The sequence below is a fragment of the Pseudomonas sp. Soil_N_39 genome (assembly GCF_057655955.1).
This window is the reverse complement of sequence record NZ_JBDGLI010000002.1, coordinates 186,045-203,954: the sequence shown is the minus strand read 5'-3', so window position 1 is coordinate 203,954 and position 17,910 is coordinate 186,045. Positions and strand designations below refer to the sequence as shown.

Annotated in this window: 11 protein-coding genes; 8 read left to right on the top strand and 3 right to left on the bottom strand. The window is 60.6% G+C overall.

Features of this window, described 5'->3' with window-relative positions:
* Positions 1–17 precede the first annotated feature (17 nt).
* The 8 genes from AC3A5O_RS03205 to AC3A5O_RS03170 all read left to right on the top strand — a co-directional run bounded on the left by AC3A5O_RS03205 (position 18) and on the right by AC3A5O_RS03170 (position 12,379).
* Positions 18–452, top strand: coding sequence for a DcrB-related protein (locus AC3A5O_RS03205; protein WP_487752846.1), 435 nt, complete (start codon positions 18–20; stop codon positions 450–452).
* A gap of 12 nt (positions 453–464) precedes the next feature.
* Complete coding sequence (locus AC3A5O_RS03200) at positions 465–4,916, top strand: RHS repeat-associated core domain-containing protein (RefSeq protein WP_487752845.1); 4,452 nt, start codon at positions 465–467, stop codon at positions 4,914–4,916.
* Position 4,917: 1 nt separating this feature from the next.
* A complete protein-coding gene (locus AC3A5O_RS03195) occupies positions 4,918–5,196 on the top strand; it encodes a hypothetical protein (protein WP_305468844.1) in 279 nt (92 codons plus the stop codon).
* Between the two features lie 75 nt (positions 5,197–5,271).
* Entirely contained in the window at positions 5,272–9,690 is a 4,419-nt protein-coding gene (locus tag AC3A5O_RS03190) for an RHS repeat-associated core domain-containing protein (RefSeq protein WP_487752844.1), read from the top strand.
* Positions 9,681–10,091 carry an SMI1/KNR4 family protein gene (locus AC3A5O_RS03185; protein WP_122567596.1) on the top strand — a complete coding sequence of 137 codons (411 nt, stop codon included), beginning with the start codon at positions 9,681–9,683 and terminating at the stop codon, positions 10,089–10,091. The genes AC3A5O_RS03190 and AC3A5O_RS03185 overlap by 10 nt, the downstream gene beginning before the upstream one ends.
* A 253-nt stretch (positions 10,092–10,344) precedes the next feature.
* Positions 10,345–11,010 (top strand): hypothetical protein, encoded by a 666-nt coding sequence (locus tag AC3A5O_RS03180; RefSeq protein WP_122567597.1) that lies wholly within the window; start codon positions 10,345–10,347, stop codon positions 11,008–11,010.
* Positions 11,011–11,082: 72 nt separating this feature from the next.
* Positions 11,083–11,706: a hypothetical protein gene (locus AC3A5O_RS03175; RefSeq protein WP_305468848.1), complete on the top strand. Its 624-nt coding sequence runs from the start codon at positions 11,083–11,085 to the stop codon at positions 11,704–11,706.
* 202 nt (positions 11,707–11,908) lie between these two features.
* Positions 11,909–12,379: a hypothetical protein gene (locus AC3A5O_RS03170; protein ID WP_122567598.1), complete on the top strand. Its 471-nt coding sequence runs from the start codon at positions 11,909–11,911 to the stop codon at positions 12,377–12,379.
* 406 nt (positions 12,380–12,785) lie between these two features.
* Here AC3A5O_RS03170 and AC3A5O_RS03165 read toward each other — a convergent pair whose 3' ends face one another.
* The 3 genes from AC3A5O_RS03165 to tssM are packed head-to-tail and all read right to left on the bottom strand — an operon-like array spanning position 12,786 to position 17,910.
* Positions 12,786–13,718: a serine/threonine-protein kinase gene (locus AC3A5O_RS03165; protein WP_122567599.1), complete on the bottom strand. Its 933-nt coding sequence runs from the start codon at positions 13,716–13,718 to the stop codon at positions 12,786–12,788.
* Entirely contained in the window at positions 13,715–14,440 is a 726-nt protein-coding gene (locus AC3A5O_RS03160) for a PP2C family protein-serine/threonine phosphatase (protein WP_487752843.1), read from the bottom strand. The genes AC3A5O_RS03165 and AC3A5O_RS03160 overlap by 4 nt, the downstream gene beginning before the upstream one ends.
* On the bottom strand, positions 14,437–17,910 hold the full coding sequence (gene tssM, locus AC3A5O_RS03155; RefSeq protein WP_487752842.1) for a type VI secretion system membrane subunit TssM: 3,474 nt from the start codon (positions 17,908–17,910) through the stop codon (positions 14,437–14,439). Before tssM ends, AC3A5O_RS03160 begins: the two co-directional genes overlap by 4 nt.

The window sequence follows — 17,910 nt, the reverse complement described above, 5'->3', positions numbered from 1 at the left end:
TTCGAGATTTATGCGCCATGACTTACCGCCTCAATGAATTCCAGCTCCAATTGCCGCCCAGCGAATTGCTGGACGCGACGATCAATATCCTCAAGTTCCCTGAACTGGGCACCTCCTTGATCGTCAGCCGCAGCTTGCTGGCTGAGGGCGAAACCCTGCAAAGCAACCTCGACGACCAGCTCAAGCGCCTGGAAAAACAGGTCCAGGACTTGCGCTGCCAACCGGGCGCCAACCTGCGCGTGGGCGCCAACCAGGAAGTCGAAGCCATCGAACTGCGTAGCCAGTTCAACAAAGGCAACGAAAAGGTCTTCCAGTACCAATTGGCGCTGGTATTGCCGGGCACCCGCAAGATGCTTGCCTTGAGCTATGTGAAAGCGGAAAAACTCGGCGACGCCGAAGCCGCGCATTGGGCGACGATCAAGGGTTCGCTGTTGTTCGACGTTCCGGTTTGATGAGCACCCTGCATGTCTGATGCACTCTGGGCCGCCCGGCTGGGCGACGCACTGAACCACACCTCGATGATGGCCGATATCCTCGGCGGCGTTCTGGAAGTGGCGGCGAACATTGCGATCACCGCAGTGGCGACGGCGGCCGTGGTGGCCGCTACGGGCATCACCGTTGCCACGGGCGGGTTGGGTTGTTTCCTGCTCGGCGCCGTGGTGGGCGCCGTCGTGGGCCTAGCCATGAGCAAGACCGGAGCCGACAAGGGGTTGAGCAATATATGCGAGGGCATCGGCAACGCTCTGTTTCCCCCCACGGTGCAAGCCAACATCCTCACCGGCTCCACCAACACCCTGACCAATAATATCCCTGCCGCCCGGGCCGCCGGGGCGATTCAATCCCATGTCGCGCCAGCCGGTACCGAGCTTGAGGCTCCCGAGCCAGAAGCCGAACCCAGTTACCTGGACATGGCCGAGAATTTCTTTTCGCAGATGTGGCGACCCACCGTCGCCACGCCCGCGCCCGGTGCCGTGCCCAAGCCGCTGGACATGATCGCGTGCATGAAGCATCCGCCGATGCCGCCGCAGTTCCTGGCCGAAGGCTCGGACAAAGTCACCATTAACGGCCAGCCCGCCGTGCGCAGCGGCGACCGCAGCACCTGCGATGCGACCGTGGTGTCGTCCGGGTTGATTTCCCCTGACGTGACCATTGGCGGCGGCTCAGTGGTGGTGCGCGAGATCCGCAGCGGCAAGACCCCAGGCGTAGGGTTGGCCGTCACTGCCTTGCTGATGCTCAAGGGCGGCAAAGGCAAATTCCTCAGTAACCTGCCGTGCATGCTGGTGGGCGGCGCGGCCTCCATGGCCGTCAGCAGCGCGATGGGCGCCGCGGCCAATGCCGCCATGGGCTCCTCGAACCCCGTGCATGCCGCCACCGGGGCCAAGGTACTGGGCGATGTCGAAGAGATGGATTTCGTCCTGCCCGGCATCTTGCCGATCGACTGGCAGCGCTTCTATAACAGCCGCGACGCACGCCATGACGGGATGTTCGGGGCAGGTTGGAGCGTGCCCTATGAGGTGCGCGTCGAAATCCTGCCTCACCCCGAAGGCGGCGAAACGCTGGTCTACACCGATGAACAGGGTCGGCGCATCGACATGGGCTCGATTGCCCTGGGCGGCGCCGTGTTCAGTGCCGGTGAAGGCCTCAGCGTGCGGCGCCATGCCAACGGCGAACTGCTGATCGAAAGCGCCGACGGCTTGTACCGGCTGTTCGAACCCACGCCCGCCAATGCAACGCTGCTGCGCCTGAACCAACTGGGTGATCGCAACGACAATCGAATCTACCTGGACTACGACGACACCGGACGCCTGGCACAATTGCGCGACACCTTCGACCTGACCCGCATCGCGCTGGCGTATGACGAGCGCTGGCCGCAGCGGGTCAGCCGGATCGACCGCCTCTATGCCGATCAACGCCGGGAAGTGCTGATGCACTATGGCTACGACGGCCAGGGCAATCTGGAACAGGTCCGTCAGTCCAACGGCCAGGTGAAGCGTCGCTATGCCTACGATGCCGGGCGGCGAATGGTGGAACACCAGCTGCCCACCGGGCTTCGCTGTTTCTATGAATGGGCGCTGGTTGAAAACCTGGAATGGCGGGTTGTTCGTCACTGGACCGACGCCGGCGACGCCTACACCTTCGACTACGACCTGGTCGCCGGCACCACCCGCATCACCGACGGATTGAATCGCATCAGCACCCGTCGCTGGGATGCTCGCTATCAAATCACCGAAGCCACCGACGCGCTGGGCCGCACCTGGACCTTCCAGTGGAACGAAGAAAGCCAGTTACTGAAGGCGACCGCCCCCAACGGCGGGCAGCATCAGTTCAGCTATGACGAAGCGGGCAACCTTTGCGAAACCCGCGACCCGCTGGGGCGTAGCGAATCCACACTGTGGCTCGAGCACTGGGCCCTGCCCCTGGCTGAAACCGATGCCGCGGGTAACACCTGGCAGTATCGCTATGACTCACGGGGCAATCGCATTCGGGAAACCGACCCGCTGGGCAACATCACCCGCTATCGCCACGACGCCCACGGCCAGGTGGTGGAGGTCATCGACGCCACCGGCAAAAGCAAAACCATGCGCTGGACGGCCCTTGGGCAACTGAGCGAACACACCGACTGTTCCGGTTACACCACACGCTTGAGCTACTGCGAGCGCGGGCTGTTGCTCAGCAGCACCGATGCGCTGGGGGAACGGACGCTTTTCAGCTACGACGATCAAGGCCGCTTGCTTAGCAAGCAACTGCCGGACGGGCGCACCGAGCACTACCAGCGCGATGCGAGCGGACAGTTGATCGGCTATAGCGACCCCGCCGGGCACACGACGAATTTCCAGCACACCCCAAGCGGTCAACTGCAGGTGCGCACCGACGCCCATGGCCGCCGGGTGGAACTGAGCTACGACAACTACGGGCGTCTATTGGCGCTGACCAACGAAAATGGCGAGTGCTACCGATTTACCTGGGACGCCGCCGACCGCTTGAGCGCTCAACACAGCCTGGATGGCAGTCTCAAGCGCTACGCCTACGACCCGCTGGACAACGTCACCCGCGTAGAGGCCCTCGCGGTGCCTGGCAGCACCGACCTGGACCTCTCGCCACACGCCCCCATCATCCATGAGCTGGAGCGCGATGCGGTGGGACGGCTGGTGGCAAAAGTCACCGAAGACGGGCGTACCGAGTACAGCTATGACGCGCTCGACCAAGTCAACGCCATCACCTTCACCCACCAGACCGGCGAAGTGCAAACCGTGGGTTTCGGTTACGACGCGTTGGGACAACTGGTAACCGAACAGAGTTGGGCCGGGTGCCTCGAACATCGCTACGACGAACTGGGCAACCTGACCCAGACGCAGCTTCCCGATGGCCGTTGGCTGAACCGCTTGCACTACGGCAGCGGCCACCTGCACCAGATCAACCTTGATGGCCAGGTCATCAGCGATTTCGAACGCGACCGTCTGCACCGCGAAGTGCTGCGCACCCAAGGACGCCTGAGCACCCGTAGCGAATACGACCGCAGCGGCCGCCTGCGCGCCCGCCAGCGTCGACAGCAAGGCCAATCCACGCTGCTGCCCCCAGCGGCGCAATCGCTGTTTGGCTATGACGCCAGCGACCAGTTGGTGGAACGCTTCGACAGCCAGCCCGATGCCAGCCATCGCCAGTTGCTGCACTACGACGCCACCGGCCGCATCCTCGCCAGCCAGGACAACCTCCAGGGCCAGCGCGAAGGCTTTGCCTATGACCCCGCCGCCAACCTGCTCGACGGGCTCACGACCGGTGCAGGGCGGGTCGCGCATAACCGCCTGTTGACCTACCAGGACAAGCGCTACCGCTATGACGGTTTCGGTCGCATGGTAGAAAAACGCAGCGCCCGGCGTGGCGTCCAACGTTTTCGCTACGACGCCGAACAGCGCCTGGTGGAGGTTCACAACGATAATGGCTCGGTCGTAAAAATGACCTACGACCCGCTGGGTCGACGCATCGAGAAAACCGAATACGACCGCCACGGCACTGTGCTCGGCTGCACCCGTTTCACCTGGGATGCGCTGCAACTGTTGCAAGAACACCGCGACAGCCAGACCAGCCTCTACATCTATGTCGACGACAGCCACGAACCCCTGGCACGGGTCGATGGCCTGGGCGACCAGCAAAAGGTCCGTTATTACCACAACGATTTCAACGGCCTGCCCGAACAGCTTTCGGAAGCCGATGGCCACACACTCTGGCGCGCCCGTCACCAGATATGGGGCGGCACGGCCGAAGAATTGCGCGAACCCTATTACATCGAAGAGCAGAACCTGCGTTTCCAGGGCCAATACCTGGACCGCGAAACCGGGCTGCACTACAACACCCTGCGCTTCTACGACCCGGACATCGGCCGCTTCACCACACCGGACCCCATCGGCCTGGCGGGTGGGCTGAACCTCTACCAGTACGCGCCGAACCCGGTGAGCTGGATCGACCCGTCAGGACTGATGAAATGCTCGACGCCACCCAAGGGTCGCAAGGTCAACCGGACGGTCTATCGCTTTGAAGAGCCAGGGCGCATCAGCACCACGTGGACAGCGCACAAATGGAACGTCGCAGCCCGGCACCGCTACACCGCCCCGGGGCTGGGCGGTGTCTATGGCGCCAACTCACGCAAGACCGCCATGGGCGAAGTCAATCACTGGGGTGTGGACCTCTCCACCCGGGTGCTGGTGAGCAAGAAAGTACAGCTCAACAATGTCCTGGATCTGACCCGGGCCGATGTGCGCAAGCAATTGGGTGTTTCCCTCAAGAGCATCACCGGCGACAAATACACCCAGACCCATCAAATCGGCGCCTGGGCCAAGGCTAATGGCTATGATGGGATCCTGGCGCCGTCGGCGCGAAACCCGACCGGCAGCAACTTGATTTCCTTTGCGGGTTTTTAGAATGGGACTGGAAGACGAATACGTCGGCGACGCCGATTGGCAGACATTCGTGCGGCTGTATGAAGAGGACTACCTCGACGACAACGCCCGTACGCTGGCCAAGGCCATGGACGAGCACCTCGACATGGCCGTGGTGCTGTATGGCAAAAGGGGGCTCAAGGAAGGCTTATGGTGGCTGGAACAGACCGTGCCCGCCTTGGGCAACAAACGGCCGGCCGATTGCCTCAAGACCCCGAAACTGATCAAGCGCCTGAGAATGGCCTTGATGAGCATGCCGTAACCCACAAGGACACCGGTGCAATGGAAGGCATCCAATTGCTTGAACACACTGTCATCAGCCACCTGAGCGACCTGCATGTCTGACGCGCTCTGGGCCGCCCGCCTGGGCGATGCACTCAACCACACCTCGATGATGGCCGACATCCTGGGCGGCGTCCTGGAGGTGGCGGCGAACATCGCGATCACCGCCTTGGCAACCGCCGCCGTGGTCGCGGCCACGGGTATCACCGTGGCCACCGGCGGCCTGGGCTGCTTCGTCCTGGGCCTGGTGGTGGGCACCGTCGTTGGCCTGGCCATGAGCAAGACCGGGGCCGACAAAGGCCTGAGCAATTTATGCGAGGGCATCGGCAACGCCCTCTTTCCGCCCACGGTGCAGGCCAACATCCTCACCGGCTCCAAGGACACCTTTACCAACAACATCCCCTCGGCCCGCGCCGCCGGCGCTGTGGTTTCCCATGTCGCGCCGGCCGGCACCGAGCTGGAAATGCCCGAGCCGGAAGAAGAGCCTAGCTACCTGGACATGGCCGGGAATTTCTTCTCGCAGATGTGGCGCCCCACTGTCGCCTCGCCCGCCCCCGGAACAGAGACCCGGCCGGAAGACCTGGTGATCTGCACCAAGCATCCACCCATGCCACCGCAGTTCATGGCCGAAGGCTCGGAAAAGGTCACCATCAACGGCCAGCCCGCCGTGCGCAGTGGCGACCGCAGCACCTGCGATGCGACGGTGGTGTCGGCCGGGCTGATTTCGCCCAACGTGACCATTGGCGGCGGTTCGGTGGTGGTGCGCGAGATCCGCAGCGGCAAGACCCCGGGCGTGGGCCTGGCGGTCACCGCGTTGCTGATGCTCAAGGGCGGCAAGGGCAAGTTCTTCAGCAAACTGCCGTGCATGCTGGTGGGCGGCGCGGTGTCCATGGCCGCCAGCAGCGCCGCGAACGCGGCCGCCAACGCCGCCATGGGCTCGTCGAACCCGGTGCATGCCGCCACGGGCGCCAAAGTATTGGGCGGTGACGAGGAGCTGGATTTCGTCTTGCCCGGCATCCTGCCGATTGACTGGCAACGCGTGTACAACAGCCGCGACGAACGCCGCGACAGTTTGTTCGGCGCCGGCTGGAGCGTCGCCTACGAAGTCCAAGTGCAAATCCAGCCCCACCCCGACGGCGGCGAAACCCTGGTCTACACCGACGAACAGGGCCGGCCCATCGACATGGGCTCCATCCCCTTGGGCGGCGCGGTGTTCAGCGCCGGCGAAGGCCTGGCCGTGCGCCGCCATGTGAACGGGCAATTGCTGATCGAAAGCGAAGACGGCCTGTACCGTTTGTTCGAACCCTCGCCAGCCAACCCTTCGCACCTGCGCCTGAGCCAACTGGGTGACCGCAACGACAACCGCATCCACCTCGACTACGACGACGCCGGACGCCTGGTGCGGCTGCGCGACACCTTCGACCTGGTGCAGGTCGAGCTGATCCGCGAACGCGAGCGCGTCACCCAGATCGAACGCCTCTACCCCGACCAAACGCGAGAGGTGCTAGTCAGCTACGCCTACGACGCGGCCAACACCCTCGCCGAAGTGCGCGACGCCACCGGCCAGGTGCAACGGCGCTTCCGCTACGACGCCGGGCTACGAATGGTCGAGCACCAGTTGCCCACCGGCCTGCACTGCTTCTACGAATGGGCCCTGATCGACGATCAGGAATGGCGCGTGGTCCGGCACTGGACCGACGAAGGCGACACCTACCAGTTCGACTATGACCTCAAGGCCGGCATCACCCGCATCAGCGACAGCCTGCAACGCGTCAGCACCCGGCACTGGAACAGCCAGCACCAGATCACCCAGTTCAGCGACAACCTCGGCCAGACCTGGCTGTTCGAATGGAACGACGAACGCCAGTTGCTCAGCGCCACCGATCCACAGGGCGGCCAGTACTCATTCAACTACGACGACGCCGGCAACCTCATCAGCGAAACCGACCCGTTGGGCCGCAGCGAATCCACCCTCTGGCTCGAACACTGGGCCCTGCCGCTGGTGGACACCGACGCCGCCGGCCACAGCTGGAAGTACCGCTACGATCAACGCGGCAACTGCACGGCGGAAACCGACCCGCTGGGCCATGTCACCCGCTACCGCTACGACGCCCATGGCCAGGTCGTGGAGATCATCGACGCCACCGGCAAAAGCAAAAAGCTGCGCTGGAACCCGTTCGGGCAATTGGTGGAACACGTCGATTGCTCGGGTTATCCGACGCGCTTCAGCTACGACGCGCGCGGTTACCTGCAGACCATCACCGACGCCCTTGGCGAGCGCACCCAATTCAGCTACGACGCCCAAGGGCGCCTGCTCGGCAGCCAATTGCCGGACGGTCGCACCGAGCACTACCAGCGCGACACCGCAGGCTTACTCACCGGCTACACCGACCCGGCCGGGCACACCACGCTCTACCAACACAACCGCCGCGGCCAGGTTCGCCAACGCACCGACGCCCAGGGCCGGCAGGTGCAGTTCGCCTACGACAGCTTCGGCCGGCTGCAAGCGCTGACCAATGAGAATGGCGAGAGCTACCGGTTTGCCTGGGATGCCGGGGATCGGTTGACCGAACAACAAGACCTGGATGGCAGCGCCAAGCGCTACGACTACGACCGCCTCGACAACGTCGCGGCAGTGACGGCGATTCCCGCGCCGTACGGCACGGGCCTGGCGATCATTCCCGAAGCACCGCCGGCGCCCATCGTCCATCGCCTGGAACGCGACGCCGCGGGCCGGCTGATCGCCAAAGTCACCGACGATGGCCGCACTGAATACAGCTACGACCCGCTGGACCAACTCATCGCCGTCACCTTCACCGACCTGCAGGGCAACGCCCAGACCCTGAGCTTCGCCTACGACGCCCTCGGCCAGTTGCTCGCCGAAAACAGCGCCGCCGGCAGCCTGCAACACCACTACGACGAACTCGGCAACCTGATCCAGAGCCAACTGCCCGATGGCCGCTGGGTCAATCGCCTGTACTACGGCAGCGGCCACCTGCACCAGATCAACCTCGACGGCCAAGTCATCAGCGACTTCGAACGCGACCGCCTGCACCGCGAAGTGCTGCGCACCCAAGGGCAGATCAGCACCCGCAGCGAATACGACCGCAGCGGCCGCCTGCGCACGCGACAACGCCGCCACAGCAGCCAACCCTCGCTGCTGCCAGCGGCGGTGCAACAACACTTCGAGTATGACCCCGCCGACAACCTCATCGGCAAACTCGATCAGCAACCCGCCGCGCAACAGCGCCAGCTACTGCACTACGACGCCACCGGCCGCATCATCGCCAGCCAGGACAGCCTGCACGGCCAGCGCGAAACCTTCACCTACGACGCCGCCGCCAACCTGCTGGACGGCCCAGCCCCCGGCGCCGGGCTGGTGGTGCACAACAAACTGCTGACCTACCAGGACAAGCGCTACCGCTACGACGCCTTCGGCCGGATGATCGAAAAACGCAGCGCCAAACGCGGCGTGCAACACTTCGCCTATGACGCCAACAGCCGCTTGATTGAAGTGCGCAACGACAATGGCAGCGTCGTGAAAATGGCCTACGACCCGCTGGGCCGGCGCATCGCCAAGGCCGAGCACGACAACAATGGTTACCCGCTGGGCGAAACCTGCTTCACCTGGGACGGCATGCGCTTATTGCAGGAAAGTCGGTACAACCAGACCAGCCTTTATCTTTATACGGATAACACCTACGAACCCCTTGCACGGATCGATGGATACGGCGCGCATCAGAAAGTCCGTTATTACCACAACGACCTGAACGGCCTGCCAGAACAACTCACAGAAGCCGACGGACGAAGCGTCTGGCAAGCTCGATTTGAGGTGTGGGGTAACCCCCTTCAGGAAATTCGTGAACCCTACTTCATCGAAGAGCAAAACCTGAGGTTCCAGGGACAGTACCTCGATCGAGAAATTGGGCTGCACTACAACGTTCTCAGGTTTTATGATCCCGACGTGGGTCGCTTCACTACGCCCGACCCAATAGGCTTGGCCGGAGGCCTTAATTTTTATGCCTATGCACCCAACCCTATCGGCTATGCAGACCCTCTAGGTCTTGCAGTCGACCCGCTGATAAAACTGAAAGACCGCGGGTACACAGGCGTCACGAAGACACCCGGTGGAGGTCTCGACTATTCTGAAAGTAACGCGCTTTACAACAAAAAACCCGGCGTGAACCCAATCGTTAGAATTGAATACACCGGGGACTATGGGAAGGACTTCGAGGCCGCAAACAAGGCGGCCAAATTGAGTCAAAAAACTACGCCGTCCGGTCATGTATGGCACCACCTGGATGATTACGATCCCAAGACCAACACAGGCACGATGCAACTCATCAAGCAAAACGCCCACAACGGCATAAGCCATAACGGCGGCGTAGCTCAATACAAAGCAGCTACGGGCAAGGCCTATACCCACCCAGCTCGTTTCAAGAGCAGAACAAAAGGAGCATCCAAATGCGGCTGACCCTCGAAGAATCCGAACGCGCCCTCTCTGTGCAAGAGTTGAATGAGTTCCAAGAAAAATTCAATGTGGAATTACCGATAGCCTTTAGGCAATTTTATCTAAAGCACAACGGCGGCGATTTGTCTGAGAGCAATAGCGAAAATGATTTCTTGCTGGGTGGATTCACGCCGATCAAATACGGACAAGCCCCTATCGAAACGGTCTATCGCGACTTGACGGACGACGTTCCGTCGTTAAAGCAGATGATCCCCTTTGCGTACGATCAGGGTGGTAACTCCTTCCTCTTATCCGTTAAGGAAGCTGACTTCGGAAATATTTATCTGTACTTGATGGATGAAGAAGATCTGGCGTTCGTATGCGAATCATTTGAGGAATTCCTTGCTGAACTCACAGGCCAATAGAGCCGGTGGCGTCATCGCTGGACAGGCTTACCATGCTGCCTGGAAATAACCTACCCACGAGCCTGTGAAGCGATTGCCTCACGAGGCTCGCTCAGGTCTACGTATGAGTATTGGATTTCAAGAGGACGTTACGAATCCAGAGTCATCAAAAAAGAGCCGGGCGGCCCATTTGCTCGTTGGAACGTCGAGATTTTGAGCGAAGAACCGCGAATCGACGCAGGCAGGAACTAGACCCAGCGAGGCATTCAAGACCATGATCTTAAAAGAAATCTACCTGTACCCAGACTTGGGCGAATTCAGCGACGAAATTATTCATCCGTTTCGCGACCAAAGCCGATCGCTTTGCAATTTTCTTGAGCGCAGCCTGAGTGCAGAAAAGTTCGAAACGCCCAACTTCAAGAAAATCTGCTTTGTCGGCACCCGCCATGCCGTCAATGAGCCCTATGTAAACTCCAGCGGTGCGCTCATCGTCAATGTTGGCCTGGATACCGAACTGTATAAAAAATGCACATCGGTCAACGAGCTCAATGAGTTCTTTATACAACGGTTGCTGGAGGGCCTGGAACAATGCCGCCCACACATGGCCTTGCCCCTTGATCTGCTGAAAAACGCCATGGATGAGTTCCGCCGCAACCACTATAAAAACGAGTGGACCTTCAAGCAGAAAAAAATAAAAGGGTCGGACTATGTCTGCGCCCTGGAATGCCAGTTAACCATCGACTGCTTTCTCATGAACCTTAAAGTCTTGAGGAAAGACACACCGGTACTCGACAAAGAAATTCTGCGGACCGCGCCCGACGAAATAGCGTTCGGTCCGTACCTCAAAGACCTCAAGGAAGAAGGCGGCAGAATAAAAGTCATCGACAAGTCGGGTGTGGCCTTCTACACCACCACGGTTGCTAGCCTGGACAAGCTTTGACATTTGTATGCCAATCGAGCCAACAGATGAGCATGAAGTGATTGCCCCACGAGGCTCGCTCGGGTCTACGCCATGAGTATGGAAATTCGCAAGCACCTGGAAGTGGAGCTACTGGCGGCGCTGAAGCAAACAACGGCAGCCCACTTGGACCTGAAGGCCAGCAAAAACAAACTTGGCCTGCTTGCGGCCAAGGAAAAGCTGGGGGAAATCTACGTTCAACACCTGACCAAGGCCGATGGTTATTACGCCGGGTTGGAGATCCATACCTGCGAGGCCTTCAGCTTCTGCAAAGAGCAATCCCCGCCCTACCAGAGCCGGCTGCTGAACGCGTCGTTTTTGTCGAAGAGTTCCTTGTCGGAAGATGCAAAACAATTCGGTGACGAGCTGGGCGGCATCATCAGAACCCCGTCCCCTCAAGCCATCAGCGCAACCGTCAAAAAAATAACCGAACGGCTCGAGAAACTTTACCTGCCCAAGGCAGAGCACAGCGTTCTTGGCTCGCCCGCATTAATCGATGACGTGTTGGCTGAGCCGGATAACTATGCGTTTCCATTCCTGACGATTGTTTTTGCAGCGCACAAAAATAATCTGAGCCTGGATTCGGATGTGCTCAAGAAAGCCCTGGCAACTAAATCAATATTTGGGAACAAGCAGTTCGACTTGGCGCTTGCAAACAAATTACTAGGCGCAGGTTAAACACAAATCCTCGTGGCGAGGGAGCTTGCTCCCGCTGGGCGGCGAAGCCGCCCCAAAAAAAAGGCTGGCGCATTCCTACAGAAAACTGCTGCGCCATCGAACGGGAGCAAGCTACCTCGTCACGGTCTGAATACATCTTGAAGTCAGGTATGTATGTGCTGCCGCCCTCTTAAACGGCACGTTAATGTACGGTGGAATTTAAATGATTGATTTTGCAGCCGACATAAAATCCAAACATTCAATTGCGAACATTTTATTGCAAGACAATATCTCGACCTACATGAATGAGCTTTATGAGCGTCATAAAGTCGAGATAAAGAGCTACACGCTACCTGACGGTGAAACTAGAACAGCGTACGTAATCGATAGTACGCTCACCCTCTCGATCCTTCCTGACGGAACAATTTTTTCAATCGGTTGCAACGCGCGATACAAAGGGCTTTACCAGAACACGCTTTCTACAGGTATGCCTTTTGACCAAATAAAAAAACTGACCAAACGCCAGCGCATATTCAATGGCGTCATAATCCTCAACGAGGACTTCGGCCTCTGCTATGTCTTGCCAGCGCCTTATGACGAGATAGCTGACAGTATCGAAAATATACCGCCGACGCTAACGCTGGATGAAATTTACATATCCGACTTTTCTTCCTGGCTTCATAAACCGCAATAACATAAACCATCAAATTATCCGTCTGAATGCCAGCTAGAAAGAGGCAGAGCGGAACGCTGGCTGAGCACACGATTTGAGGCGAAACGCAGATCCCGTGGCGAGGGAGCTTGCTCCCGCTGGGCGGCGAAGCCGCCCCAAAACAGGCTGACGCATTCCTCCAGACAAACCGCGTCAGCCTGGTCACGACGGCTGCGCCGCCGAGCGGGAGCAAGCTCCCTCGCCACAGGACCGCGTACATCTTGAAGCCCGGTGTGTCATGTACCGCCGCCTTCGCGAGCAAGCTCGTTCACAGCATTCTTGTCCGCCCCCCTGTGGGAGCGAGCTTGCTCGCGATGATGGCGACACATTCAACACCACCGGGTCAGACGGACCGCTATCGCGAGCAAGCTTGCTCCCACAGGGGATGTCACCACCAAGACGAAACATCACCCAAGGCATCACGTAACTGAGCCGCACTAATACGCCGCTGCCCCGGATCAAACGCCAACGCCATCCGCAGCGCCGGCCAGCAACGCCTGGGCAGGTTGCGCGGTGCCTTGAGCGCGCGTTCCAACCGGGCATCGCGGGCCTGGATGGCGGGTAAGCGTTGGAACGGGTGTTTGCCGCTCGCCAGCTCATACAGCACGCAAGCCACACCATAGACATCGGCACCCGCTGACAAGGGCGCACCGTCAAGCAGTTCAGGCGCCGCGTAACCCGGCGTCCAGGCGTTGAGGCGTTCACGGTTCAGGTTTGGCAGGTGCTGCGAGGCCCCTCCCTCGGCCAGGCCCAAACCGAAATCGAACAAACGCAGCCCTTCTTCGCTCAACATGACGTTGCTTGGCTTCATGTCGCCATGCAGCACGCCACGGCTGTGGGCGTACGCCAGGGCATCGAGCAGCGGCACGGCGATCGCCTTCAGTTCCGGCCAAGGTAACCCGAGGGGCCGTTCGCAAAGCAGCTGGTCCAGGGTCATGCCGCGCATCAGTTCCATGGTAATGAACGCTCGCCGTTGGGCGGCATCCACTTCGAAGGTGTAGGGGCGCAAGATATTCGGGTGGTGCAATCGCCGCATCAGGGCGAACTCGCTGTAGAGCAGCGCACTCGCATCGACTGCCCCATTGAATGCCTCACTGAGCATCTTCAGCGCAAGGTACGGATCGGGATCGGCGTATTGTTCGTGCAACAGATCCCGCGCGCGGTAAACGACGCCCATGCCGCCAGCCCCAAGCAAGCGTTCGAGGCGATAGCGTCCTGCGAGTATGTCCGGTACTTCGCTGACGCAACGCTGGCCGGATGTCACAGCGGGCACCGCGTTGGCGAAGGCGAAATACGTGGGATGACCACCCTCTTCATTCACGGTCGGATCACGACGGCCGTCAGGTTATCCCGCGCTGGGCCACGCAAGACGTCAGCGAAAAGTTGCTCCAGCACCCTACATGGCGAAGCCAGGCCCAAGGCATTGCCAAGGGCTTGCGCGCCAAGGTCCTGGTACACGCCGTCACTGCACAGCAAGAATGTATCGCCCGGGTGAACATCCAGCTCCAGCACCTCCAACGTCAGTTCTGGCGCGGCACCCACCGCGCGGGTCAATGCCTTGGCCGCAGGATGGGCACCGGCTTCATCGCGGCTGATGTGTTGCGTGTCCATCAGTTGTTGTTGCAGCGAGTGATCTTTGGTCAGTTGGTACAACCGTCGACCGCGCCACAGGTAACAACGGCTATCGCCCGCCCAGACGCAGACTCCGCGGTTCCCTTCCAGCAACAACACCACCACCGTGCTACCGGTAATGCCGGGATGATCTTCAGTGACGGTAAGCTCCTGGCTCAACCGGCGGTTCGTCCGGCGCAGGCATTGGCGCACCGCTTTCGAACGTTCATCCAAGTCCTGATACAAGGGCAGCTCCGTCAGGTTGGCAACGATCAATTGGCTGGCGATGTCGCCGCCCGAGTGGCCGCCCATGCCGTCGGCGACCGCCCACACGCCCTGTTGTGGGCAGTCAAGAAAGGCGTCCTCGTTACGTGTTCGGGTCTTGCCAGGATCGGTGCGCGCGGCGCTGCGCCAGGGGCCGGGCTGCTTCAAAGCTGCACCGGTAGGCGAAAGGTGCGCAGCACACTCATATCAAAAGGGTTCGGCGTGCGCTGGCTCGTCAGTAAATAATTGGCGCGCAGGCCACCCAAATCCGCCTTCAATACGCGGACATCACGCCCGACCAGGTATTCGCTCTGCATCAGATCGAACAGCCGAAACAGCGACCACGGCCCGCTATTCTTCTCGATGCCGACGCCGCGTCCGACCATTTTGTCCAGCACCAGGGCGGTTCGACCATTCTGCGCGTCGCTTGGCCAAGTAAACGCCATCGGCAGGATCGGACCGTGGCGGTACTCAAGCGTCAGGTCGCCAAAGCGGAATTCAGCACGGCTCACCACCGGATCCAGGGTGTACGGTTCAAGCTTGAACTGCACTTGCGGTTCGGTCGGGTTGTCGGCGAAAAAGCTCCGGCGAATGGTATGCACGGTCGCCATCTGCTCCAGATAGGCCCGGGACATCGGCAAGCTCTGGCCGTCGATGCTGCGCAGGCGATAGCGCCCCGCGGGGCCGCTGACGAAGGGCTGCATGTAATGGTCGAAGAATCGATCGACGATGCCCTGGTCCTTGAAGAACTCGCGGAAGTCGTTGAGCGCGACGTCGCTGGCGCTGTGGGCGCTGAACGGATACCGCTTGTTGATCGCCTTGCCGTAAAAACTGTACAGCTCGCTCTGATAACGCTGGTTCAGGTAGCGGTACGCGTCGTTGAGCACCAAGCGCCAACTGTCCTCAGCGAGCACGTTGAACCACGCATTGACCGGCCGCGGCAGACGAGCAGAGGCATTACGAAGGTTGCTCAACGCGTCGCGCTGGCCACCCATGCGCAGCCTGGCCAGTTCGAAGGCCGCTTGTTCCGGTGCGCTGGCCCGCGCCAGGTTCGCCAGTTGCAATTGCACGTCATCAAGGGCCCGCAAAGCCTGGACCAGGTCAGCCGTGGGCGCTCCCTCCCCGTCCAACAGGCGATGCAGCGGTTCGAAACGCCGTCGCAAGGATTTTTGCGCGGTGTCCGGCAGATGTTCGGTGAGGGACGCAGCGGCTTTCCCCGCCACGGTGGCAAACTTTTTAACGGCCCTTCCTCCCTTTCCTGCCGCTGGCGTCAGGTCTCCGAGTGGCTCGGCAACAGTCTGGAAACGGGTGTTTTCGCGCACTTGCACCAGCAGCCGCAGGATCGGCGAATGAGCCGAGGTCAGGCCCGCGAGTTGCTCGGCGCCCTCACCCACATGACTGATGGTTTGCAGGGCGACCTGGCCGACGGCTTCACTCCAGTGGTCGGCATAATCACGAAAATACAGCTGTTCCAATTCGACCATCAGACGACGCATGTCCATGCCGCTGAGGCCTTCGCCCTCACCCAGTACCCAGTTGTCCCGCAGCAGTTCGGTGACAAAGGCCGCGCCCTGAACCGAAAAGTAGCGTTCGTAGCCCTGGCGGGTGTAGAAACCGGGAATCACACGGTCGGTGCCCACCAGCAGCGCACCTTGTGAACCCAGGTGTTGGCTGAGTCGGTAAGGCGGCAGAGGACTGGCCTGTTCGTGCAGCATCCTGTACACGACGGCGGCCAAGGACTCACGCCGAAGGGCCTCCCGAGCCTGGACCACCAGCGGCTCGTTGAGCACATGGATGAAGGGCAGCTCCAACAGGCGCGCAAAGTGAGTATTCAAGCGCTCTTGCAGTGCCGAGTTGCCGGGGTAACGAAGCGATCCGTCTTTGGCCACCCGATCCTTGAGCCAGGCGATATCGCGACGCTCTTTCAAGCCCAGCATCAAGTACGCACGCAGGCTATTGAGCAGTTGCCCGCGATCATCCCGGTTGTTGCGGACATGTTCCTCCAGCCTCTGCGCGATCCTTGGTAACAGTTGCACCTGCAATTCGCGCTCGTATGCATCGGTCACCGCAGCCTTGGTCGCTTCACCCTGATACAGACCGACACGCTCATACACCGGCACCGCACTGGAGGGTGGAAAAACCTGAGTGGCCTCGAAGCGGATATCCAATGATTCGAGCATCGCGGTCCAATCATCGGTGCTCATTCGGGTCGATTGCTGCCGATCCCAGCGCTGCGCCAGCGTACGCAAGCTGTCCAGGCGCTCGTGATTGGTTGAAAAACCGTTCGCCCACAACAGCCCGCACAAGCCAACGACCGTCAGCGCCCCCAAGTACAACGCCCGCTGGCCCCAATGGATACGACGGCGTTCGTGCTGAACGAGATCGCTCAGATCGGCTTCCGGAAAAATCACCCGGCTGAGCAGGTGATGAATGAACCGCGAGCGCCGGCCAGGGGCGGTATGGCTGGCACCCAAGCCTGCGTTACCAGGTTCGGCGCTCAAGGTCGCCGTGCGGTCCGGCGACGATGCGCAGGTCAAATAGAAACCACGCAACGTTCCGACGTTGCCACTGAACGCCTGCTCGACCAGCAGGCACAGACTGGTGCCGAGTTGTCCCAGTTGATGAGGAAAATCCAGCATGCGGCTACGGCGCAACGTGTCGCGCTCCTGATGCATGCGCATGATCATTTGGCTGTTGAGCCGATGCAGCAGCGCTTCGAACTCGGTACGTAACAGGGTGATGTCGCTGCCGTGCGGGGCCCGACTGAAACTCGCGCCCAGCACCTGGTGGTTTTCCTCGCGAGTCAGCGAATCAAAGAACTCATTGAAGCCGGGCACGCTGTCCGCTTTGCTCAGCACCAGGTAAATCGGGACATCGATGTGCAGTCGCCGTTGCAGCTCCTGCAGGCGACCACGAACTTGGCGGGCCAGTGTAGTGACTTCATCCTCGCCGCCAAGCAACAGGACTTCGCATGGCACCGTCACCAGTACGCCGTTCAACGGACGACTGCGGCGGCGCTTGCGCAACAGTTTGAGCAATACGGCCCAGCCGCTGCCGTCGACCTCACTGTCCGTTTGGGTCAGATAACGCCCAGCGGTGTCGATCAGCACGGCGTGCTCGGAAAAATACCCATCGCAATACCGAGTGCCGGATGCGTCGCTGACAGCGCTGCGCTCTGGTCTATTGAGAGGGAACTCCAGGCCCGAGCAATCCAGTAGACGGGTCTTGCCGCTGGCAGGCGGGCCTAGCAGCAGGTACCAGGGCAAATCGCTGCGGCCGGCATAAAGGTTCGAGGACCTTAACGTGGTTAAGGACTGCTTGAAGCGCGAGCGCACTTCGCGCCGCTCATCGTCAATCCTGGCTTGGAGCAGGGCCCGAGCCTGGTCGGGGACATTCTGTTGGGGACTCGCGTTTGAAGCGGCACGCCCATTGACGAAAACCATGCCCAGACCCCAGCCCAGCGCCAGCACGCTGGCGGTCAGCAATCGCGCCGTCGGGCTCGCCCAGAACTTGTAGTCATTGACGGCCAGGAGTGGCCCGGCGAACCACACCAACAGCGTGACACACAGCACCAGCAGCAGCGTCCAAACCCAGGTTTGGCGCACCCAGGCGCCGGCTTTCCTGAAAAGCAATTTCAT

What these genes read in the sequence shown, in the direction of transcription:
- AC3A5O_RS03205 (WP_487752846.1), top strand. Translation starts at nt 18, where the DNA reads ATGACTTACCGCCTCAATGAATTCCAGCTCCAATTGCCGCCCAGCGAA.
- AC3A5O_RS03200 (WP_487752845.1), top strand. Translation starts at nt 465, where the DNA reads ATGTCTGATGCACTCTGGGCCGCCCGGCTGGGCGACGCACTGAACCAC.
- AC3A5O_RS03195 (WP_305468844.1), top strand. Translation starts at nt 4,918, where the DNA reads ATGGGACTGGAAGACGAATACGTCGGCGACGCCGATTGGCAGACATTC.
- AC3A5O_RS03190 (WP_487752844.1), top strand. Translation starts at nt 5,272, where the DNA reads ATGTCTGACGCGCTCTGGGCCGCCCGCCTGGGCGATGCACTCAACCAC.
- AC3A5O_RS03185 (WP_122567596.1), top strand. Translation starts at nt 9,681, where the DNA reads ATGCGGCTGACCCTCGAAGAATCCGAACGCGCCCTCTCTGTGCAAGAG.
- AC3A5O_RS03180 (WP_122567597.1), top strand. Translation starts at nt 10,345, where the DNA reads ATGATCTTAAAAGAAATCTACCTGTACCCAGACTTGGGCGAATTCAGC.
- AC3A5O_RS03175 (WP_305468848.1), top strand. Translation starts at nt 11,083, where the DNA reads ATGAGTATGGAAATTCGCAAGCACCTGGAAGTGGAGCTACTGGCGGCG.
- AC3A5O_RS03170 (WP_122567598.1), top strand. Translation starts at nt 11,909, where the DNA reads ATGATTGATTTTGCAGCCGACATAAAATCCAAACATTCAATTGCGAAC.
- tssM (WP_487752842.1), bottom strand. Translation starts at nt 17,910, where the DNA reads ATGAAATTGCTTTTCAGGAAAGCCGGCGCCTGGGTGCGCCAAACCTGG.